This is a genomic window from Microbacterium sp. 2MCAF23, from assembly GCF_052115565.1.
GTDB lineage: Bacteria > Actinomycetota > Actinomycetes > Actinomycetales > Microbacteriaceae > Microbacterium.
In genome coordinates, this window is sequence record NZ_JBFRGY010000010.1 from 122,614 (window position 1) to 141,795 (window position 19,182).

Annotated in this window: 19 protein-coding genes; 12 read left to right on the plus strand and 7 right to left on the minus strand. The window is 69.6% G+C overall.

What is annotated here, in order from left to right; all coding sequences use genetic code 11:
• The first annotated feature begins 53 nt into the window (after positions 1-53).
• Positions 54-1,010 carry a helix-turn-helix domain-containing protein gene (locus AB4078_RS11765; protein ID WP_440733416.1) on the plus strand — a complete coding sequence of 319 codons (957 nt, stop codon included), beginning with the start codon at positions 54-56 and terminating at the stop codon, positions 1,008-1,010.
• 44 nt (positions 1,011-1,054) lie between these two features.
• On the opposite strand, the gene AB4078_RS11770 is transcribed toward AB4078_RS11765, so the two are convergent.
• The gene (locus tag AB4078_RS11770) at positions 1,055-1,621 is read right to left on the minus strand and encodes a dihydrofolate reductase family protein (protein ID WP_441977292.1); all 567 of its coding nucleotides are present in this window, start codon (positions 1,619-1,621) and stop codon (positions 1,055-1,057) included.
• A 185-nt stretch (positions 1,622-1,806) separates the two neighbouring features.
• On the opposite strand from AB4078_RS11770, the gene AB4078_RS11775 reads away from it, so the two are divergent.
• The 6 genes from AB4078_RS11775 to AB4078_RS11800 all read left to right on the plus strand — a co-directional run bounded on the left by AB4078_RS11775 (position 1,807) and on the right by AB4078_RS11800 (position 7,811).
• Positions 1,807-2,619 carry a MoaF C-terminal domain-containing protein gene (locus AB4078_RS11775; protein ID WP_441977293.1) on the plus strand — a complete coding sequence of 271 codons (813 nt, stop codon included), beginning with the start codon at positions 1,807-1,809 and terminating at the stop codon, positions 2,617-2,619.
• Positions 2,620-2,705: 86 nt separating this feature from the next.
• Positions 2,706-3,095, plus strand: a complete 390-nt coding sequence (locus AB4078_RS11780; RefSeq protein WP_441977294.1) for a nuclear transport factor 2 family protein — start codon at positions 2,706-2,708, stop codon at positions 3,093-3,095.
• Between the two features lie 68 nt (positions 3,096-3,163).
• On the plus strand, positions 3,164-4,339 hold the full coding sequence (locus tag AB4078_RS11785; protein ID WP_441977295.1) for an ABC transporter substrate-binding protein: 1,176 nt from the start codon (positions 3,164-3,166) through the stop codon (positions 4,337-4,339).
• A gap of 121 nt (positions 4,340-4,460) precedes the next feature.
• The gene (locus tag AB4078_RS11790) at positions 4,461-5,321 is read left to right on the plus strand and encodes an ABC transporter permease subunit (protein WP_441977296.1); all 861 of its coding nucleotides are present in this window, start codon (positions 4,461-4,463) and stop codon (positions 5,319-5,321) included.
• Positions 5,308-7,122: a branched-chain amino acid ABC transporter ATP-binding protein/permease gene (locus AB4078_RS11795; protein WP_441977297.1), complete on the plus strand. Its 1,815-nt coding sequence runs from the start codon at positions 5,308-5,310 to the stop codon at positions 7,120-7,122. The genes AB4078_RS11790 and AB4078_RS11795 overlap by 14 nt, the downstream gene beginning before the upstream one ends.
• On the plus strand, positions 7,119-7,811 hold the full coding sequence (locus tag AB4078_RS11800) for an ABC transporter ATP-binding protein (RefSeq protein WP_441977298.1): 693 nt from the start codon (positions 7,119-7,121) through the stop codon (positions 7,809-7,811). The genes AB4078_RS11795 and AB4078_RS11800 overlap by 4 nt, the downstream gene beginning before the upstream one ends.
• A gap of 143 nt (positions 7,812-7,954) precedes the next feature.
• Here the strand turns inward: AB4078_RS11800 and AB4078_RS11805 are convergent, their stop codons facing one another.
• Positions 7,955-8,467, minus strand: a complete 513-nt coding sequence (locus tag AB4078_RS11805) for a DUF3465 domain-containing protein (RefSeq protein ID WP_440733424.1) — start codon at positions 8,465-8,467, stop codon at positions 7,955-7,957.
• Positions 8,468-8,533: 66 nt separating this feature from the next.
• Here AB4078_RS11805 and AB4078_RS11810 point away from each other — a divergent pair, with 66 nt between their 5' ends.
• Positions 8,534-9,343, plus strand: a complete 810-nt coding sequence (locus tag AB4078_RS11810; RefSeq protein WP_441977299.1) for a potassium channel family protein — start codon at positions 8,534-8,536, stop codon at positions 9,341-9,343.
• 57 nt (positions 9,344-9,400) lie between these two features.
• On the opposite strand, the gene AB4078_RS11815 is transcribed toward AB4078_RS11810, so the two are convergent.
• Positions 9,401-10,207 (minus strand): SDR family NAD(P)-dependent oxidoreductase, encoded by an 807-nt coding sequence (locus AB4078_RS11815; RefSeq protein ID WP_233312560.1) that lies wholly within the window; start codon positions 10,205-10,207, stop codon positions 9,401-9,403.
• Positions 10,208-10,267: 60 nt separating this feature from the next.
• Positions 10,268-11,014, minus strand: a complete 747-nt coding sequence (locus AB4078_RS11820) for an SDR family NAD(P)-dependent oxidoreductase (RefSeq protein WP_441977300.1) — start codon at positions 11,012-11,014, stop codon at positions 10,268-10,270.
• A gap of 264 nt (positions 11,015-11,278) precedes the next feature.
• On the opposite strand from AB4078_RS11820, the gene AB4078_RS11825 reads away from it, so the two are divergent.
• The 4 genes from AB4078_RS11825 to AB4078_RS11840 all read left to right on the plus strand — a co-directional run bounded on the left by AB4078_RS11825 (position 11,279) and on the right by AB4078_RS11840 (position 16,689).
• Positions 11,279-12,724, plus strand: coding sequence for an APC family permease (locus AB4078_RS11825; RefSeq protein ID WP_440733427.1), 1,446 nt, complete (start codon positions 11,279-11,281; stop codon positions 12,722-12,724).
• Positions 12,725-12,758: 34 nt separating this feature from the next.
• The gene (locus AB4078_RS11830) at positions 12,759-13,622 is read left to right on the plus strand and encodes a molybdenum cofactor biosynthesis F family protein (RefSeq protein WP_441977301.1); all 864 of its coding nucleotides are present in this window, start codon (positions 12,759-12,761) and stop codon (positions 13,620-13,622) included.
• Between the two features lies 1 nt (position 13,623).
• Positions 13,624-15,273 carry an amidohydrolase gene (locus AB4078_RS11835; RefSeq protein WP_441977302.1) on the plus strand — a complete coding sequence of 550 codons (1,650 nt, stop codon included), beginning with the start codon at positions 13,624-13,626 and terminating at the stop codon, positions 15,271-15,273.
• A gap of 144 nt (positions 15,274-15,417) precedes the next feature.
• Positions 15,418-16,689 carry an MFS transporter gene (locus tag AB4078_RS11840; protein ID WP_441977303.1) on the plus strand — a complete coding sequence of 424 codons (1,272 nt, stop codon included), beginning with the start codon at positions 15,418-15,420 and terminating at the stop codon, positions 16,687-16,689.
• Between the two features lie 24 nt (positions 16,690-16,713).
• On the opposite strand, the gene AB4078_RS11845 is transcribed toward AB4078_RS11840, so the two are convergent.
• The 3 genes from AB4078_RS11845 to AB4078_RS11855 are packed head-to-tail and all read right to left on the minus strand — an operon-like array spanning position 16,714 to position 18,946.
• A complete protein-coding gene (locus AB4078_RS11845; protein WP_441977304.1) occupies positions 16,714-17,355 on the minus strand; it encodes a hypothetical protein in 642 nt (213 codons plus the stop codon).
• The gene (locus AB4078_RS11850) at positions 17,352-17,714 is read right to left on the minus strand and encodes a PadR family transcriptional regulator (protein WP_441977305.1); all 363 of its coding nucleotides are present in this window, start codon (positions 17,712-17,714) and stop codon (positions 17,352-17,354) included. The genes AB4078_RS11845 and AB4078_RS11850 overlap by 4 nt, the downstream gene beginning before the upstream one ends.
• Positions 17,715-17,773: 59 nt before the next feature.
• Positions 17,774-18,946, minus strand: a complete 1,173-nt coding sequence (locus tag AB4078_RS11855) for a DUF1611 domain-containing protein (protein WP_441977306.1) — start codon at positions 18,944-18,946, stop codon at positions 17,774-17,776.
• Positions 18,947-19,182 lie beyond the last annotated feature (236 nt).

Below are 19,182 nucleotides of genomic sequence, written 5' to 3' on the forward strand. Positions count from 1 at the left end.
GGATCGTATACAAAGTCGTCGATCCACCCTTCATCTTCCCGAGGTGATCAGCCGTGGCAGCAGTCCCCGTCGCTCCCGCAGAGTCCGTCTCGACGCTCGTCGCGCGCAACATCAGCGAGTTCCGCTCCGCGGTCTCCGACTCGTTCGTGCCGCTCCAGGTGAGCGGCACCGGAGCCGACCCGTTCCGCGGCATGATCCGGGGCGCCTCGGTCGATGAGGTGCACGTCACCGACGTGCGCGCCACGAGCCATGTCGTCGAGCGCACGCCCGAGCTCATCGCCCGCGGCGACCGTTCCTACTTCAAGGTGAGCCTGATGCTGGCCGGCACCGGCCTGCTCATCCAGGACGACCGCGAGGCTGTCCTGGCCCCCGGCGACCTCGCCGTCTACGACACCGACCGGCCGTACTCGCTCGTGTTCGACGAGGACTTCCGCACCATGGTCGTCATGTTCCCGAAGCACCTGCTGAGCCTGCCGCCGGAGATGGTCGGGCAGCTCACCGCCGTGCGCATCTCGGGCCAGGAAGGCCTGGGCGGCATGGTCGTGCCGTACCTGCGTCAGCTCGCCACGAACCTCGACCAGCTCGCCGGCGCCACGGGAGCGCGCCTCGCGCACAGCGCCCTCGACCTCGTCTCCACCGTGTTCACCCGCGAGCTGGGACTCGACGAGGCGGCCGGCGACCCGCACCGCGCCCTCATCCAGCGCATCCGCGGGCACATCGACCGCAACCTCGCATCCACCGAGCTCGGTCCCACGTCGATCGCAGCCGCGCACTTCATCTCCACGCGGCACCTGCACGGCCTGTTCCAGGAGCAGGGCACCACCGTGTCGACGTGGATCCGCACCCGCCGACTCGAGCAGTGCCGCAGAGATCTGCTGGATCCGATCCTCGCCGATCGTCCCGTCGCCGCGATCGCCGCCCGCTGGGGCTTCGTCGACGCTGCGCATTTCAGCCGCGCGTTCAAGACCGCCTACGGCGTCTCCCCCAGCGAGTACCGCTCCACGCACTGATCTCGCGGTCACCGCCTCCGACGCCCCCTCGAGGAGGTCGCGTTCTACGGCTGGCGCGCGTAACGCAGCTCGACGATCCCGCTGGGATACGGCGTGCTCTGCACGAGTCGCAGCCGCAGCGGCGCGCTCTGCTCCGGGAACAGGGCCGTGCCCGTGCCGGCCGCCGCCGGCAGAACCCAGAGGCGGTACTCGTCGACGAGGTCGGCGGCGATCAGGGCGCGCTGGAAGGTGTCGCCTGCGATCGCGAAGAGGTCCTTGCCGGGTTCGGACTTCAGCCGCGCGATCTCTCCGGCGAGATCTCCTGCGGCGATGCTCGCCTCGCCCCATTCCTCCACCGAGACCGGCGTGCGTGAGAACACCACCTTCGGGATCGCGTTCATCGGCGCAGCGGACGGATGCTCCACCACCGGCCAGAAACCCTTCATCGCGTCGTACGAGGCCCGGCCCATCAGGAAGGCCCCCGCCTCCCAGAGTTGCCGGACATACTCGTTCTCCTGCACGTCGTCGTCGATCGACTCCATGACGCCGCGCATCCCGTTCTCCGCGCCGACGCTCTTGCCGTCGACGGACACGTAGTAACTCAGGATCAGCTTCCGCTCGCTCACTGTCATGGTTGCAGTCTGATCCCGTTACTTGTTTTTAGCAAGCAATCTTCCCGACCGGCGTCTTGCTCCTGGGGGCACGCCGGTTGACTCTCGGTGCGCGATCCGCGTCGGGTTGTTGAGCGCTGGATCGAGTACGGCGGAGCATTGCCTCACCCCGCAGTCCGGCGGGGCTGGGTCGAAGGAGTCCCACTGTGACCGACGATGTGACCGCATCCGCCGCCGATCCGGCGCGCGACGAGTGGCGGACCTACGACGAGTTCGCCGCCGGCATCGACACCTACCGCCTGCCGAACACCGACCTCGCCGGGACGGCGCTGACCCTCACGCTGGACGACGGCCAGACACTGGCGCTCTCGTTCGGCCCTTCGACAGGCTCAGGGACCGTCGACTGGTCCGGCCTCGGCTCCTCCGGCGCCGACCCCTACGACGCTGTCGCCGTACGTGACGATGTCGTCTTCGTGAACGTGCCTCTCGCCTCCCGCGAACGCGAGGCGCTCACCGTCGTCTACTCCACCACCACACACCGGGCGACCGTGATCCGCTCCCGGATCGCCGCGGAGGCGATCGAGGGCACCCCGCAGGTCGGCCAGGAGTTCTGGGCCGCGACGACCGACGGCGGCGAGCCGAGCGGCGAGGCACCCGGTCCGAGCCGCGACCTGATCGGCAAGCGCAACGTCTACCGGTACAGTCCGCACCACCTGTACGAGCACGTGTACCTGTCCAGCCAGCGCTACGCCTGGCAGTGCCTCGAGGGCGTGCAGCGCGGGCACGGCGACACCGACCTCTCCACCGTGTGGAAGTTCGCGGACGGCCTGTACCTGTTCTGCTTCCGGGAGTTCCGGATCGCGGTCGCGAGCGTCTGGCTGCACGACCTCGGCTACCAGCTCAGGACGACCGGCATCTTCCTCGGCCTGAACGGCGAGGGCGCCTCGGAGCACTCCCGCGCCGGCGGCCACATCTACCCGCTCGGGGCGGTCGTCTACCCCGACGCCCAGCCCGTCTGACAGACCGGCCCCCGAGGCTCACGACTCCCTTCCAGAGCCCCGGGGGCCTCCATTCCAGAATCCGACACCGCGAAAGGGCACACACGATGAGCAACGCCGACATCATCCGCGCGCACTACGAGGCGAGCGATCGCGGCGACCTCGACGGCATGCTCGCCCCGCTCGCCGCCGATGTGCGCTGGACCGAGGCTGCCGGCTTCCCCTACGCCGGCACCTACGTCGGCGCGGACGCGATCGTGGAGAACGTGTTCACCCGTCTCCAGGACGACTGGGATGACTACACGCTCGCGGTGGACGAGGTCATCGACGGCGGCGACACCGTGATCGGGATCGGCACCTACTCCGGCACGAACAAGAGCACCGGACGCTTCTTCGCCGCCCGCGTCGCTCACGTGTGGCGGCTCGAAGGCGGCGAAGTCGTGGCCTTCGAGCAGTTCACCGACACCGAGATGGTCTCCCGCGCCACCCGCGACTGACGAACACCTCGCACAGACCTGCACCACAGCGCGGGGGTCCGCCCCGCAACCCGAAAGACAGGAATCACATGAACAAGCGCATCACCGCCGCGGCAGCGCTGCTGACCGCGGGTGTGCTGGCTCTGGCCGGCTGCTCCGGATCCGGCGGATCAGGCGGATCAGGCGGATCCAAGGATCCGATCGTGGTCGGGTCCGTCAACACGATCTCGGGTCCTGCGACCTTCCCCGAGGCGTCCCAGGCCGCGAAGGCCGTGTTCGACCAGTTCAACGCCGCGGGCGGCTTGAACGGCCAGAAGATCGACTACAAGGCCCTCGACGACAAGGGCGACCCTGCCACGGCGACCGCCAACGCCCGCGAGATCGTCGGCAGCGACAACGCGGTCGCGATGGTCGGCTCCGCAAGCCTGATCGAGTGCGACCTGAACAAGAAGTACTACGAGCAGGAGGGGATCCTCTCGATCCCCGGCATCGGCGTCGACACGGGCTGCTTCGACAGCAAGAGCATCTCGCCCGCCAACGTCGGCCCGTACAACGACCTCACGCTCACCCTCACCTACGGCTCCGAAGTGCTGCACCTCGACAACATCTGCGTCCTGCTCGAGATCGCCGGCTCCACCCGTCCGACCTACCAGGCGGCGATCGACAAGTGGACCAAGGCGACCGGCAAGAAGCCCTCGTACGTCGACGACACCCTGCCGTACGGCGCGAGCGACTACACGCCGTACATCGTGAAGGCCCGTCAGGCCGGCTGCAAGGCGCTCGCCGTGAACCCGATCGAGCCGGACGCGATCGGCCAGATCAAGGCCGCCAACGCGCAGGGCTGGAACGACGTCACGTTCCTGTACCTGACCAGCGTCTACAGCGACAACTTCGCCCAGGCGGTGGACAACGCCGGCGCCGGGGTCTACGTGCCCGCCGAGTTCTACCCGTTCACCGACGACAACGCCATCAACAAGGGCTGGCGCGACCTGATGACGAAGAACAAGATCCCGCTCACCTCGTTCAGCCAGGGCGGCTACCTCGCCGCCACGCACTTCATCGAGGTTCTGAAGACGATCAAGGGCGACGTCACCCGGGAGAGCGTCAGCGCCGCGCTGAAGAGCATGAAGCCGATCGACGACAAGATGATCGGCACGCCGTACACCTTCGGCGTCGACAACACGGCCGGCTGGCCGATCGTGCTGAAGAGCGGCACCCACAAGTGGGAGAAGGTCTCGGACGACTGGCTGCGCCTGACCAAGTGATCCGAGGATCCGGTCTGCTCGGTCCCTGAGCCTGTCGAAGGGCCCGAGCAGACCGGATCCGCCTACCCCTTTCCGGGCGCTTCGACGAGCTCAGCGACCGGAACACAGAAAGGACGACGCCATGTTGCAGGGCGCTATCGCCGGCCTCGCCGCCGGCGGCCTCTACGCGGTGCTGGGCGTGTGCCTCACCCTGATGTCGCGGCTGGTGCGGGTGGTGAACTTCGCGCAGGCCGCCACTGGCATGTTCGGCGCGTTCACCGCTGTCTGGCTGGTGCGCCAGGCCGGCCTGCCCATCTGGCTCGGTTCGGTTCTCGGCGTCCTCGTCGCCGGAGTCCTGGCGGTCGCGATCGGCTGGATCGCCGCCACCTGGCTGTCCGAGGCCTCCACCACGACGCGCTCGGCGATGACCGTCGGGCCGCTGCTTCTGCTGATATCGCTGTCGTTCATCCTGTTCGGCAACAAGCCCCAGCCGTTCGACCCGATCATCGCCGGCCCCGCCTTCTCGATCGGCGGCGTCGTGGTCAGCCAGGTCACCGTCGCCACCGTGCTGATGGCGATCGTGACCGCGCTGCTGGTCAAGCTCGTGCTCAGCCGCACCCGGGTGGGCGTGCAGCTGCGCGCCCTGTCCGAGCGGCCCACCACGGCAGAGCTCCTCGGCATCCGCTCCCGTCCGCTGTCGATCGCGGTCTGGTTCGTGACCGGCGTGATCGGCGCGATCGCGATCATCATCGTCGCCCCCTCGCAGTCCAACGACGCCACGGGGCTCGCGATGCTGATCATCCCCGCCGCCGCCGCGGCGCTCCTCGGCGGGTTCAAGCGCCTCGATCTCACCGTCATCGGCGGTCTCGTCCTCGGCGTGCTCGGCGGCCTGGTCGCGCAGATCAACCAGGTCGCACTCGTGCGCAACTTCCTGCCGTTCCTGTTCATCGTGATCCTGCTGCTCTGGACGCAGCGCAAGGAGGTGTGGGATGCCGCACGCTGACCGCCCGCTCGCCCCGAGCCGGGGCCTGACCGGGAACCCCCTGTTCCGCAACACCTGGCCGTTCGCCGTCGCCGTGGTCTGCGTGCTCGTCGGCTTGGTCCTGTCGAACGTGCTCTCCGGGTACTTCGTCTTCCTCGCGATCAGCGCCGTGACCGCCGCGATCGCGATCCTCGGGCTCGGGATCGTGACCGGCTCCGCCGGCATGATCGCGCTGTGCCAGCTCACCTTCGCCGCGGTCGGTGCGTGGATCGTGGCACTGTTCAACCTCTGGCACGTGCCGGGAGGCTTCATCGTCTGGCTCATCGCCGGCGGCATCGCGGCAGGCCTGGTCGGCATGCTCGTGGGCCTGCCCGCCCTGCGCCTCCGCGGCGTGAACCTGGCCGTCGTCACGCTCGGCTTCGCGGCTGCGGCGGACGTGACGCTCGTGCAGATCCAGTTCCCCGGATCCGCCGACAGCATCTCGATCGACCGCCCCGCCGGCTTCACGAGTGACAAGCAGTTCTTCTTCCTCTCGATCATCGTGCTGGTGGTGTGCGGTCTCGGCGTCTTCTTCCTGCAGCGCGGCCGCTGGGGCGCGAGCTGGAAGGCCGTCGCCTTCTCCGAGCGCGGCACCGCCGCAGCCGGGCAGAGCGTGCAGAGCGCGAAGCTCACCGCCTTCGCCGTGTCAGCCGCGCTCGGCGGCATCTCCGGCGGCCTGCTCGCCGGTCAGGTGCAGCTGCCGTTCGCATCGAGCTTCACTCCGCTGCAGTCACTCGCGCTGTACGTGCTGGCGATCATGTCGGGCGCGCACCTCATCGACATGGCAGTGTTCGGCGGCATCCTCTGGGTACTCGTCCCCGAGCTGCTGAAGCGATGGGGCATCCCTCAGGACTGGGGCTTCGTGATCTTCGGCGTGCTGGGCGTGCAGGCCCTCACGAGCGGATCCAACCTCGGCCAGACGATCCGCTCGGCGATCTGGAAGCGGCAGGACCGCAAGAACGCGTCCGTGTCCGCCGCGGTGCTCACGGCGCTGCCGGCGGACGCGGACGAGCATGCCGAGGAGATCCGCACCACGACCACCGCCGTGCTCGACCCCGCGGTGCTGAACGGAGAGCCCGTGCTCACCGTCGAGCACCTCACCGTGCAGTTCGGCGCACTCAAGGCCCTGGATGATGTGTCGTTCTCCGTTCCCGCCGCGTCGATCATGGGTCTGATCGGCCCGAACGGCGCGGGCAAGTCGACGTTCGTCGACGCGATCAGCGGGTTCCTGCCCAAGCACGGCGGACGCGTGCTGCTGGGCGGACGGGATCTCGCCGGTCTCTCCCCCACGCGCCGCGCCCGGCTCGGGCTGCGCCGCACCTTCCAGCAGGACCGGGTGCCGCCGCTGCTCACGGTGGGCGGCTACGTGCGGTTCGTCGCACGGCGCCGACTGTCCGCCGCCGACATCGACGAGACGCTCGCGTTCTTCGGCTGCCCGCCCGCCAGGGCGAGGCTATCGAGCGTCGACGTCGGCACTCGCAGGCTGGTCGAGGTCGCGGCGGCGCTGCTCTCGCAGCCGCGGCTGCTGATCCTGGACGAGCCCGCCGCCGGACTCTCGCACGACGAGCACCTCGCGCTCGCCGCCCGGCTGCGCGAGCTGCCGGAGCGCTACGGCACGGCGCTCATCATCATCGAGCACGACCTCGATCTGGTCCGCTCGGTGTGCCCGATGCTCACCGTGCTGAACTTCGGCACGGTGCTCGCCACCGGGCCGCAGGACGAGGTGCTCGCGAACCCCGACGTGGTCAAGGCCTACATGGGAGAGACGGAGCTGCTGTCATGAGCGAACTGGTGCTGGACGGCATCACCGTCAGCCGCGGCGCGGGCCCGGTGATCTCGGACGTGTCGCTGACCGTGCGCGGCGGCGAGGTGCTCGCCCTGGTCGGCCCCAACGGCGCGGGCAAGACCAGCCTGATCGAGTCGATCTCCGGCGTCGTGGGTCATTCCGCCGGTGCGCTCAGGCTGGACGGGGAGCGCATCGACAAGCTCTCCCGCGTGTCGCGGGCCCGCAGGGGCATCGTGCACATCGAGCAGGGCAGAGCCGTGTTCCCGTCGCTGACGGTGCGCGAGAACCTGTCGCTCACCGCGCGCACCCCGGCCGAGCTCGAGGCGGCGCTCGCGCCCTTCCCCGAGCTGGAGAAGCGGATCGACTCCGCCACGGCGCTGCTGTCGGGCGGCGAGCAGCAGATGGTGGTCCTCGCCCGCGCGTTCGCCGCGAAACCGAAGATCCTGCTCATCGACGAGATGTCGCTGGGCCTTGCGCCGGTCGTGTTCATGCGGCTGGTGCCGATCGTGCAGTCGATCGCCGAGTCCGGCGTGGGCGTGCTGCTCGTGGAGCAGTTCACCCAGCTCGCGCTCGGCATCGCGCGCGAGGCCGTGGTCGTGGCGGGTGGGCGTGTGTCGTTCCAGGGAACCGCCGAGGACCTGCACGCGGATCCGCAGCTGCTGCACCGGGCGTATCTGGGCGGGTAGGCGGATCCGCGTCAATTCGGGACGCATCCTGCCGGCTCATGACGGATGAGACCCCGGGGCCTGTCAGCGCAACGAACGCCGACGGCGTCACCACGGCAGTCTCGAGGGCCTGCACAGGTCGCGGAAGCCCCGCGCGCAGGACCTCAGGAGAACGTGCGGCCGTTCCAGCGAAGCCAGCCGCTCTGGTGCTGCCCCGACGGGTCATGGTGCGTCCAATGCACCGTGCCGCCCTTGTCGCTCCACTCGTAGTCGCCGAGGAAGTCGACACGGTCGCCCTTCGACAGTCCGTCAAGCCGCGGGGCGATGTCGATGTTGTGCGCGATGAGGATCGAGACGCCCCCGGGCGTGGTGAGGATGAACTTCTGATGCGGCGAGCCCTCGGTGTCATCCGCCAAGACGCGCGAGACCACGCCGGTGCCCTGCACCTCCACTCCGCTGCGGTGCTCATCGAACAGCGCGCGGACGGGATCGTCGGAGCTTCCGCCGGCAGATCCAGAGGCGGCCGGTCCGACGGCGGCCGGTCCTGAGGTCGCCGTGGACGGAGCCACCACCGCGGGCTGATCAGCAGGGATCCATCCCCTCCCGACGGCGAGCGTCGCGAGCGCGGCGAGGATCACCACGACGACGATCGTCGTCCACCTCGTCCTCCGGGTCACGGCGCCCAGCCTATCCGGGCGCGCGCGGCCATCCCGTGCCGACCCGTCCGGGCGTACGATGCGCGCATGACGTTGGAGCGCTGGCGGCAGATCACCGAGTGGCCGCTCATCGTCGCGTCCGTGCTGTTCCTCGTCACCTATTCGATCCAGGTGATCGTGGATCCCCGGGGAGAACTCGGCGCCCTGCTCGAAGACCTGCTCTGGGTCTCGTGGGGAACCTTCCTCATCGACTACATCGTGAGCCTCGTGCTCGCGCCGCGGCGCTGGCACTGGTTCCTCACGCACCTGTTCAACCTCGCGACCGTCGTGCTGCCGATGCTCCGCCCCTTGCGCGTACTGCGCGTGGTCACCCTGCTCGCCGTGCTTCAGCGCACGGCCGGCCGCGCCGTGCGCGGGCAGATCGTCATCTACGTGACCGGCGCGACACTGCTCGTCGTTTATGTCGCCTCCCTCGCGGTGCTGGACGCCGAGCGCGCCGGCGGCGGCACGATCTCCACGTTCCCGGACGCGATCTGGTGGGCGTTCACCACCATCACGACAGTCGGCTATGGCGACCTCTCACCGGTCACACCAGAAGGCCGCATGATCGCCGTCGGTCTCATGCTCAGCGGCATCGCCCTGCTCGGTGTCGTCTCGGCGACGTTCGCCTCATGGATCGTCGAGCAGGTGTCGGCCGAGAACACCAGTCGCCAGGCCGCCACGGTCGCGCACGTCGATGCGCTGCGCGCCGAGATCGCGGAGCTGCGCACGGTGCTCGCCCGGACGGATCCAGGCCCGCGTGCCGCCGATAGCGCCGCGCCGACCGCCCCGACCACGGCGACAGCGCCGACCGCCGCGAAGACGGACGGCTCGGATCCGCGCGCGTCGAAGAACTGAACGCCTCGAACGCGGATCCGGGCCCTTCGACAGGCTCAGAGACCGGATCCACCCGCCCTACATCCCGGCGTGCTCGAACGCGGTCGTGGGCAGGTCGACGATGTGCGCGCCGCCGTCGACGACCAGCACCGATCCGGTCATGTACGACGACTCGCTGGATCCCAGGAACCGCACGACGGCCGCGATCTCGGCAGGCTGCGCGGGGCGGTGCAGGGGCACGTCCGCGGTGACCGTGGCGTACGCCTCCTCCCGCGACGCGAGGCCGGCGTGCTCCGCGAACTCGTCCATCTCCTCGTCCGCCATCGGCGTCTGCACCCATCCGGGGCAGACCGCATTCACGCGCACCCCGTGCTTGCCGTAGTCGCGCGCGAGCGTGCGAGTGAGGCCGATCAGCGCGTGCTTGCCGACGGTGTACCCCGCGACCGAGGGGCCGGCGAAGAGTCCCGCGAGCGACGAGATCACCACGATCTGCCCCTTGGCCTCGATGAGCGCGGGGAGCGCCTCGCGCGCCATCACGAACGCCGTCGTGAGGTTCGCGCGGATCGCGCCCTCCCAGCCGGCGTCGTCCGTCTCCCCCACCGGGGCGAACCCGTGCCCGCCCGCATTCGCGACCAGCACGTCGATGCGGCCGAACGTCGCCAGCACCTCGGCGACCGCACGCTTCGCGTCCTCGGTCGAGGCGGCGTCGGCGATCACGGGATGCGCGCCGACCGCGCGCTCGACCTCGCGCAGCGGCGCCTCGCGTCGTCCGACGACGACGACGTGCGCGCCCTCCGCGGCGTAGCGGGCGGCGATCGCGGCGCCGATGCCGGTGCCGCCGCCCGTGATGACGACGACGCGTCCGGTCGATCCGTTGGTGGTCATGGGGTCTCCTGTCGGGGAAGCGGGGATGCGAGAGAGAAGGGGCCGGATTGATGTCGAGGCTCAGGCGGGGAAGCCGGAGCGGGCGCTGTATCCGAAGTCGCTGAGGATGCCGGATCCGTTCACGGCGCGGGCGCGCGGAGAGGCGAGATAGACCACGTGCGCCGCGATCTCCTCGGCGCTCTGCACGGGGAAGGCCGGGGCGGCGAACGCCTCGTCGCCGAGATCGCCCCGGCTCATCGGAGTGTCGACGACCGACGGCGACACCGTCGTCACCCGCACGTCATCGTCCGCGAGGTCGACGCTGAGCGCGCGCCCGAACTGCACGAGGGCGGCCTTGGACGCGCAGTACGGCGCCATGCCTGGCGACGCCACGAACGCGGAGTCACTGGCCACCAGCACGACCGAGGCCGCGGGCGCCGCGCGCAGCGCCGGCAGCGCGGCCCGGAGCACGAGGAAAGCCCCGGTCACGTTCACCGCGAACACGGCCTGCCACTCGGCGAGCGAGGTCTCGTCGATCCCGGATCCGACCGAGCCGGAGATACCCGCACAGCACACCACCGTGTGCAGGGCGCCGAGGGCAGCGACGGCATCGGAGACGGCCGCGCCGACCGCGATCTCGTCCGTGACATCGGCGACCACGGGGACGGACCCCGGGCAGGTCGCGGCGGTCTCCGCGAGCCCCTCGGCCGAACGGTCCAGCAGCGCGACCCGCACCCCCTCTGCGGTGAGCGCCTGTGCGACGGCACGCCCGATCCCTCCGGCGGCACCGGTGACCAGGGCGGTCCTGCCCTGCAGCTGCAGCTCCATCGCCGCTCCCTCCGTGTGCGGTGTCGGCCATGCCGACCGTCTCCGTTCCGCCATCCTGCTCCGCCGACGAAGCGGGATCGAGGGGGCGCGGGACGGGTGTGCACGCTGACACCATCGTCCTTCGCTCATGAGCAAGTCCGCCGCACCCGGGAAGGGCAGACTCGGCAGAGTCCGAGAATGCCCGTCTTCCACGCAGCATCACGTCCGCGCTGCGACGCCCACCCTGGCCGGAAGAACGCGCCGTCACCGAGCGAAGGAGCCGACGTGACCACTGAACAAGACCAACAGACCCACACCGCACTGCGACAGGGAGCCCTCGGCGTCGCCGGGATCGTCTTCCTGGTGCTCGCCGCCGTCGCGCCGCTCACCGGCATCGTCGTCGTCGCCTCCCTTGCGATCGCGCTGGGCAACGGCGGCGGCGCGCCGATGTCGTTCTTCCTCGTCGCCGCGATCCTGCTGCTGTTCGCCGTCGGCTATGCGCAGATGTCGAAGCAGCTCGTGAACGCGGGCGGCTTCTACGCCTTCGTCGTGAAGGGCCTCGGCCGCACCGGCGGGCTGATCGCCGGCCTCATCGCCACCCTCGGCTACAACTTCTTCGTGGTCGGCACGATCGGCACGAGCGGCTTCTTCATGCAGTCGATCATCAAGGAGCTCACAGGCTTCGACATGAGCTGGATCCTCTGGGGCCTGCTCTCGATCGCCGTCTGCTTCGTGCTCGCCCGCATCGGCGTCGACTTCTCCTCCAAGGTGCTCGGCGTCTGCCTCGTGCTCGAGACGACGATGCTGCTCGTCTTCGATGTGTCGGTGTTCGTGCAGAAGGGATTCTCCTTCGCCGCGTTCAGCCCCGAATGGGTGTTCTCCGGCTCGCTCCCGATCGGCATGCTGCTCGCGGCGACCGGATTCCTCGGCTTCGAGGCAACGGCGCTGTTCAGCGAGGAGGCCAAGCAGCCGCTGCGCACGATCCCGCGCGCCACCTACACCGCGATCATCGCGATCGGCGTCATCCTCGGCGTCACCACCTGGGCGGTCGTCAGCGCGATCGGCGTGCCGGACGCGCAGGCTGTCGCCGTGAAGCACCTGCCCACGGGCGACCTCATCTTCGTACTGGCCCAGCGCTACCTCGGCGGCCCGCTCACGACGGTCATGATGATCCTGCTGCTGGTCAGCCTGTTCGCCGCGATGCTCGCCTTCCACAACTCCGCGAGCCGCTACCTGTACGCGCTCGGCCGCGCCCGCATCCTGCCCCGTGCGCTCGCCCGCACCCGCGCGGGCGGGTCTCCGGCGATCGCCGGCATCGTGCAGGCCGGCTTCGCAGGCGTCGTCGCCGTGGTCTTCTTCGTCGTCGGTGCGGATCCGATCGTGCAGGTCGTCCCGGCCATGCTCGGCTTCGGCACGCTCAGCGTGCTGATCCTGCAGGGCCTGGCGGCGCTGTCGATCGTCGTGTACTTCCGCCGGCAGCACGACACTCGCTGGTGGAGCACCTTCATCGCGCCGGGGATCGGCTTCCTGGGCATCGCGGCGATCTCGATCCTCGCGATCTTCAATTTCAACATCGTGGCCGGATCCGAGGAGCTCTGGATCAACCTCCTGCCGCTGCTGCTGGTGCTGGCGGTGGTCGGCGGGATCGTCTACGCGCAATACCTGAAGCGCACCAGACCCGCCGTCTACGACGGCCTCGCCGCCGATCTCGAGCAGTTCAGCAACCGCTGACATCCACTTTCACCACCCCTCATCAAGGAGCATCATGACCACCATGAACCCCGCCGACACCTCGACCTGGTTGCCGCTGGATGGCCTCGCCCCCGGCTTCGACGCGAACAAGGCGCCGCACACCACGGCTCTGTCCGGGCGCGAGATCACCGTCACCGCCCCCAACGGCACCCGCATCGCGCATCGCTTCGCCGACGACGAGGTCACCTGGACCTACTCGCCGGGTGAGGGCGACCCGACGGCGCCCGCGACCGACACCGACGCCTATGAGGCCATCGAGGTCGACGACGACCTGTTCTACGTGCAGTTCCACCACCGCTACCTGCCGAACGAGGCGGTCTCCCTCGTGATCGACCTGCGCGCCGGACGCGTGCTCTCGATCATCAGCGAGATCCTGCCGCAGGCCGAGCAGGGCCGCACGCGCGTGCAGCACCACTTCGGCACCGCGACGATCGACGGCATCGAGGCCACCGGCGTCGAGCCGCAACCGACGACCGCCCTCATCGGCCGCCGTGTCGAGTGGGTGTACAGCGAGATCCACGCGTACGAGCACGTGTACCTCTCCGAGCGCTGGTACACCTGGCAGTGCCTGGCCGGCCCGGAGCGCGGGCTCGCCGACACCGATGAGAACAGCGTGTGGGAGATCCGGCCTGGGATCTACATGTTCGCCTGGCGCGAGAAGGTCATCCCGTGCGCGTCGATCACCGTCGCCGACCACCGCGACATCAACAAGATCCGCTCGCACGGCGTGCTGTTCGGACTGGACGAGACCGGCGAGGTGCCCACGCACTTCACGTTCGGCGCCTGGGGCCGCCTCATCTCGGTGACGCACCACGCGCCCGAGCTCGAGCCGGCGGACTTCGGCGCGCAGGGCACCGGCGAGAAGGCGACGGCCTGACATGACGACCGCCCCCGCCGAGCTCATCGTCGCCGCCGACGTCATCCGCACCGTGGATCCCGTTCGGCCGGACGCCCAGGCGTTCGCCGTACGCGACGGCCGCATCGCCGCGATCGGCACGCGCGCCGAGGTCGACGCGCTGCGCGGCGACGGCACCAGGGTGCTCGAGCTCGGCGGGGCCGCGGTCTACCCCGGCTTCGCAGACGTGCACAATCACCACGCTCTGGCCGGGCGCACGGAGCTCTTCGAGCTCACCCTGCCGCCCTCCCTCACTCTGGACGAGATCCTCGACCGGGTGCGGGAGAAGGCCGCGACGCTGCCGGACGACGCATGGATCATCGGCGGCGTGGTCGCCTCGACCATGCTCCCGTCGCTGCAGAGCACGGCCGTCCGGCTCCGGCTGGACGAGGCCGCAGGCGGGCGCCCGGTGGTCATCGCGGAGGACTCCCGGCACAATCGCTGGGCGAACTCGCGCGCCCTCGAGCTCGCCGGCATCGGTCCCGGGTTGATCCCGGCAGGCGGTGTCACGATCCTCGACCCCGAGGACGGCACCCCGACGGGCGTGCTGCTCGAAGCCGCAGGGATCCCCGTGCAGGAGGCGTACGACCGATCCGGCGGCCTGAACGCCGCACAGCACCGCGCGGCGTCGGCGCACGGCGTGCACCTCGCGAACAGTTACGGCATCACCGCGTTCCAGGATGCCGGCGTCTCCATCGACATCCTCGGCGCGCTCCAGGCCCTCGACACGGATGGAGAGCTGAATGCCTGGGTCGTGTCCTCCCTGCTCGTCAACGACGAGATCTTCGGATTCGATCCGATCGGATCCGCCCTCATCGCGCGCGGCGAGGAGTTCCGCACCGGGCACCACCGACCCGACTTCGTGAAGATCTTCCTCGACGGAGTGCCGCCGGCACGCACCGCCTCGTTCCTGGAGCCGTACGTCCCCGACGCGGCGCACGGGGCGCACTTCCACGGTGAGACCACGATGACGTTCGACGAACTGTACGGCTGGCTGCGGCAGGTCGCAGAGCGCGGCCTCGGCGCCAAGGTGCACTGCACCGGCGACGGATCCGCCCGCCTCGTGCTCGATGTCGCGGAGCAGCTGCGCGCCGAGGGTTTCGCGACGCCGATCCAGATCGCGCACGGGCAGTTCCTCGCCGACTCCGACATCCCGCGACTCGCCGCGCTCGACGTCGTGGCGGACATCTCGCCCTTCATCTGGTTCCCCGGTGTCATCCCGCAGATGCTCACCGAGGTGCTCGGCGAGCGTGCCGAGCACTCGCAGCCGAACCGAGCTCTCATCGACGCCGGGGCTCTCGTCGCCGGCGGATCCGACTGGCCGGTGAGCGAGTCGCCGAACCCGCTCGAGGGCATCCAGGGACTGGTGACCCGGGCGGATCCCCTGCGCCGCGCGCCAGGAACGCTCTGGCCGGAACAGGCGATCACCGCCGAGGAGGCCCTGCAGGTCTTCACCCGCAACGCCGCCGTCGCGATGGGCCTCGGATCCGAGACCGGATCCCTGGAGGTCGGCAAGTCCGCCGATTTCGTTGTGCTGGACCGTGACGCGATCGCGGGCCCCGCCGACGCCATCATCGACGCGCGCGTGCTCTCGACCTGGTTCGCCGGGCGTGAGGTGTACACGGCCGACTGAGCAGTCGCGCATCCGTCCGCGCCGCCGTGCTCGTTGCCGGCGGCGCGGAGGCGTTCTGCGTGGCCCCGCCACGGGCGTAGAATGGTATACCAATCGCGCACCGTGCCCCGGAACGCGCCCGCCCGCGCACGATCAGGAGACCGGATGGCCATCGAGGAGCGCCCCGACGCCCGCCCGAATCGGTTCTCCGCCGCTCTGCTCCGCCCGTTCTCCTCCCTGCACGGCAATCGCGAGTTCTCGGCCCTGCTGCTCTCGAACATCGCCTTCTTCGGGGGGATGTGGACACTCACGTTCATCCTCGGCTGGATGGTGTTCGCGCAGACCGGATCCGAGATTCTCGTCGCCGCGTTCACCACGGTGCGGCTGCTTCCCCTGCTGCTCGGCCCGCTCTCCGGCGCGATCTCGGACCGGATGGACCGCAGGCGCCTGCTCATGATCGCGTGCGGCGTCGCGATCGTCGCAGCCGTCGGCCTCGCCGCCCTCACCACGGCCGGGCTCGGCTCGTTCGGCGTGCTCACCGCCGGCGGGCTGGCGCTGGGGCTGGCGCACTCCCCCTCCCAGCCCGCGCGGGCCGCGCTGGTCGCGGGTAAGGTGCCGGCGGAACAGCTCAGCAACGCGAACGCGCTGAACGCCCTGGCGATGAACACGACGCTCATGCTCGGGCCTGCGGTCGGCGGGCTGCTGGTGAGCGCGTTCGGCACGGCGACGGCGCTGTGGATCGGCTCCCTCTGGTTCGTGCTCTCGCTGATCGCGCTTCGTGGCGTGACTGGCGGCTACAGGCTGCCCGAGGTGCCGCACGGGTCGATCTGGCGCATGCTGGGCGAGGGTTTCCTCGCGATCGCGCGCCTGCGCGTGGTGCTGGCAGTGCTGCTGATCACGGTCGCCGTGAACTTCCTCATCTGGTCGATCCACCAGGGCTTCATGCCGGTGTTCGCGCAGAGCATGCGGCTGGACGCGGCCGGACTCGGCCTGCTGCTGACCGCATTCGGAGTGGGCGGAATCGTCGGCTCGCTCGTGATCGCCGCCCTCGGCGACTTCCCGCGGAAGGGCGCCGTGTTCGTGTGCGGGATCGCCGGGATGTCAGTGTGCTGGATCCTGTTCGCCCTGGCGCCCACGACGCTCATCGCGACCGGCGCATTCATCCTCGCGGGGCTCGTCTCGTCGGTGTTCGGAGTGCTGCAGAACACGCTCATGCTGTCCGCCACGCCGCCGACGCTGCAGGGGCGGGCCATGGGCCTGCAGGAGCTGGCGATCGGGGCACAGCCCATCGCGGCGCTGGCCATCGGCGCCGCCGCGCAGAGCATCGGGATCGCCGCCACAACGGTGATCAGCGCGAGCCTGCTGATGCTGTTCCTGGCCGTGATGGCGCTCAGCGTGCCCGCGCTGATGCGCTACCACGGCACACCGGGAGCCTGATCGGATCCGGATCCGCGGCATTCGTCAGCGACGCGGTGCCTCGCGTCCGCGCAGGCGCCAGAGCAGCCATGCTGCGCCGACGGGGACGAAGAAGAACCCCAGCACGATCGACGTGTGCCACATCGCAAGCCCCGATGGCAGCAACGGATTCGACGTGCCCGGTCCGGCGGCCGAGCCGCTGCCTTGCCACAGCGCGCCGAGGAGTGAGATCAGCGCGATCAGGACGCAAACGGCGAACGGCAGCAGGATCGCCACCGCCTTCTCCCACCGCCGCCAGAACCTGCTCGATGTGACCAGGGCCACCCCGATGACCCATCCGCCGATCGGGAACAGGAAGCTGCCGATGCCGAGCACGAGTGCGCCGACGATCGCGAACCACTTCGTGTCGACCGTCGCAGGCTTCGCCGACGGAACAGGTGCCGGAGTCACGACGACCACGGGCGCGGGTGGCGCGGACCCGGTCTCCTCCTTCGCGGCCGCGGCGATCCGCACCGGATCCCCGAGCTGCACGATCCGCGACTGCAGTTCCGCAGCATCGAGCCCGTCGAGCTCCTCCTCGATGCCGCTGCGCAGTTCGTTCGCGACACGCCACGGCAGATCCGCGATGGCGGCGTCGAGCCGTCCCAGGTAGTCGTCGCGCAGGCTCTGCGCCTCGGCCTCGGTCATGCTTCCCCCTCTGCGGTCACCCGCGCCGTCGGCGGGGCCTCTGCGATCAGACCGGCCACGCTGCGCGCGAACGGCGTCCACGATGTGCGGAACTGCGCCAGTTGCCGCACTCCGCTGTCGGTGAGCTCGTAGTAGCGGCGCACCGGGCCGGACTCCGACGGGCGCTCGAACGTACGCACCCAGCCGCTCTGGCGCAGCCGCGACAGCAGAGGATAGAGCGTGCCGATGCTCGCGATGAGCCCCTCGGCCGTGAGCCGCTCGGCGAGCTCCCAGCCGTACATCGGGCCGCGCGCGAGCAGGCCGAGCACGCAGTACTCGACAACGCCCTTTCGCATCTGCGCCCCGGCGTCCGGTGTCATGCATCACAAGCTAGCTTGCATGGCAAGAGAGATCAAGACGAAGCCCGGCAGGGCGGTCTTCAGAGCGACCGCGCGGACGCCAGACGCTCGACCGTCGGGGTGAGCTCCGGGAACGCGTGGAGCACGATCTCGACGAGGGCATCGAGCGGGCGGGTGAGCGGATCGGTGGCGGGAAGGCCGAGCTCGAGCTCGATGCTCTCGATGGCTATGCCGATCTCCGCGTCGGTCATGCCTTCGTGGTTCACCGTCACCCCGATGACCTTCGTGTCGGCGAAGGCCTCGATCAGTGCCACTTCGCTGGCCAGGGTGGGCATCGGCACCATCGGGAAGTCCCCCAGCGTGCGGCGTTTGGGAGCATGCTGCACCAGAACGCCCGCCGGACGGCTGCCGCGAAGGATGTGCGCCGACGTCAGATAGGCGGGGTGGCTGAGCGCGCCCTGCCCTTCGACGACGATGACGTCCGGATCCTCCCCTTCGAACGCGGCGACCACCTGGTCTTCGACCTCGCCGGAACAGTACTGGGGAACCAGAGCGTCGAGAGCGATACCGTATTTGCCGCCCTGGATGATCGTCGTCTGCCCGGTGCCGACCATCACGGCGCGGATGCCGCGCTCGTTCAACGCCCGGACCAGCAGAGTCGCGGTGGTGCGTTTGCCGATCGCGCCGTCCGTGCCAAGGACGGCGATCCGCGGGCAGGTGACGTCGAAGATCCGTCCGGAGAAGAGATGCAGATCCTGCATCTCGCGCGGGCGTCGGATGTCCGTGAGGGAAACGCGCGCCAGGAGGGACGCCGCCACGAACTCGGCGTCGTCGTTGAGGAACTCGTGCAAGCCGTTGATGATGTGCATCCCGTGGGCGATGCCGTCCAGGAGCACCACCCGCTGTTCCGTGGAGAGCAGGCCGTCCGCCGGCGCGACTCCGCAGATCAGGTAGTCGGGCGCTGTGCCCGCATGAGCGATCGCCTCAGCAAGACTGGCGAGCACCGGAATGCCATTGGCATGGCCATCCAGCAGCATTCCCGCATCGGCTCCGGCATGGCGGCTGTCGAGGACGCTCAGGATCTCGTACTTCTCGGAGTGGCGGATGAGACCGTTCGCGGTCTTGCCGTCCTGCTCGCCGAACTGGCCTTCGCAGTAGATCACCGCTGTGGAGCCCGGGGGAAGGGCAGGAGTCGGATCGGTCAGGTCCGCGGAACGCGGCTCGGCAGAATCAACAGCGACAAGAGCGTGCATCGGTCTCCTACAGGTCTCGCAGAGGAGGCGACGCAAAGCGGAAGGCCGAAGCCCGTCGGTCGACAAGAAGTCTTCCCTGGTCGTCGGCAGGAATGCCGACTCCTTCGACAGTAGCACCGTTGCCTGTGCACCCGATCGGCGCGGTCGCCTCGCTCACAGGACGAGTGACCAGCGGCCCGACCGGTCCCGTGACCGCGCCCGGTCATAGACTGGATCGGCGAAGCCGGGCCGCGCCC

What these genes read in the sequence shown, in the direction of transcription:
- AB4078_RS11830 (WP_441977301.1), top strand. Translation starts at nt 12,759, where the DNA reads ATGACCACCATGAACCCCGCCGACACCTCGACCTGGTTGCCGCTGGAT.
- AB4078_RS11780 (WP_441977294.1), top strand. Translation starts at nt 2,706, where the DNA reads ATGAGCAACGCCGACATCATCCGCGCGCACTACGAGGCGAGCGATCGC.
- AB4078_RS11835 (WP_441977302.1), top strand. Translation starts at nt 13,624, where the DNA reads ATGACGACCGCCCCCGCCGAGCTCATCGTCGCCGCCGACGTCATCCGC.
- AB4078_RS11785 (WP_441977295.1), top strand. Translation starts at nt 3,164, where the DNA reads ATGAACAAGCGCATCACCGCCGCGGCAGCGCTGCTGACCGCGGGTGTG.
- AB4078_RS11820 (WP_441977300.1), bottom strand. Translation starts at nt 11,014, where the DNA reads ATGGAGCTGCAGCTGCAGGGCAGGACCGCCCTGGTCACCGGTGCCGCC.
- AB4078_RS11810 (WP_441977299.1), top strand. Translation starts at nt 8,534, where the DNA reads ATGACGTTGGAGCGCTGGCGGCAGATCACCGAGTGGCCGCTCATCGTC.
- AB4078_RS11840 (WP_441977303.1), top strand. Translation starts at nt 15,418, where the DNA reads ATGGCCATCGAGGAGCGCCCCGACGCCCGCCCGAATCGGTTCTCCGCC.
- AB4078_RS11815 (WP_233312560.1), bottom strand. Translation starts at nt 10,207, where the DNA reads ATGACCACCAACGGATCGACCGGACGCGTCGTCGTCATCACGGGCGGC.
- AB4078_RS11855 (WP_441977306.1), bottom strand. Translation starts at nt 18,946, where the DNA reads ATGCACGCTCTTGTCGCTGTTGATTCTGCCGAGCCGCGTTCCGCGGAC.
- AB4078_RS11790 (WP_441977296.1), top strand. Translation starts at nt 4,461, where the DNA reads ATGTTGCAGGGCGCTATCGCCGGCCTCGCCGCCGGCGGCCTCTACGCG.
- AB4078_RS11800 (WP_441977298.1), top strand. Translation starts at nt 7,119, where the DNA reads ATGAGCGAACTGGTGCTGGACGGCATCACCGTCAGCCGCGGCGCGGGC.
- AB4078_RS11850 (WP_441977305.1), bottom strand. Translation starts at nt 17,714, where the DNA reads ATGACACCGGACGCCGGGGCGCAGATGCGAAAGGGCGTTGTCGAGTAC.
- AB4078_RS11770 (WP_441977292.1), bottom strand. Translation starts at nt 1,621, where the DNA reads ATGACAGTGAGCGAGCGGAAGCTGATCCTGAGTTACTACGTGTCCGTC.
- AB4078_RS11845 (WP_441977304.1), bottom strand. Translation starts at nt 17,355, where the DNA reads ATGACCGAGGCCGAGGCGCAGAGCCTGCGCGACGACTACCTGGGACGG.
- AB4078_RS11795 (WP_441977297.1), top strand. Translation starts at nt 5,308, where the DNA reads ATGCCGCACGCTGACCGCCCGCTCGCCCCGAGCCGGGGCCTGACCGGG.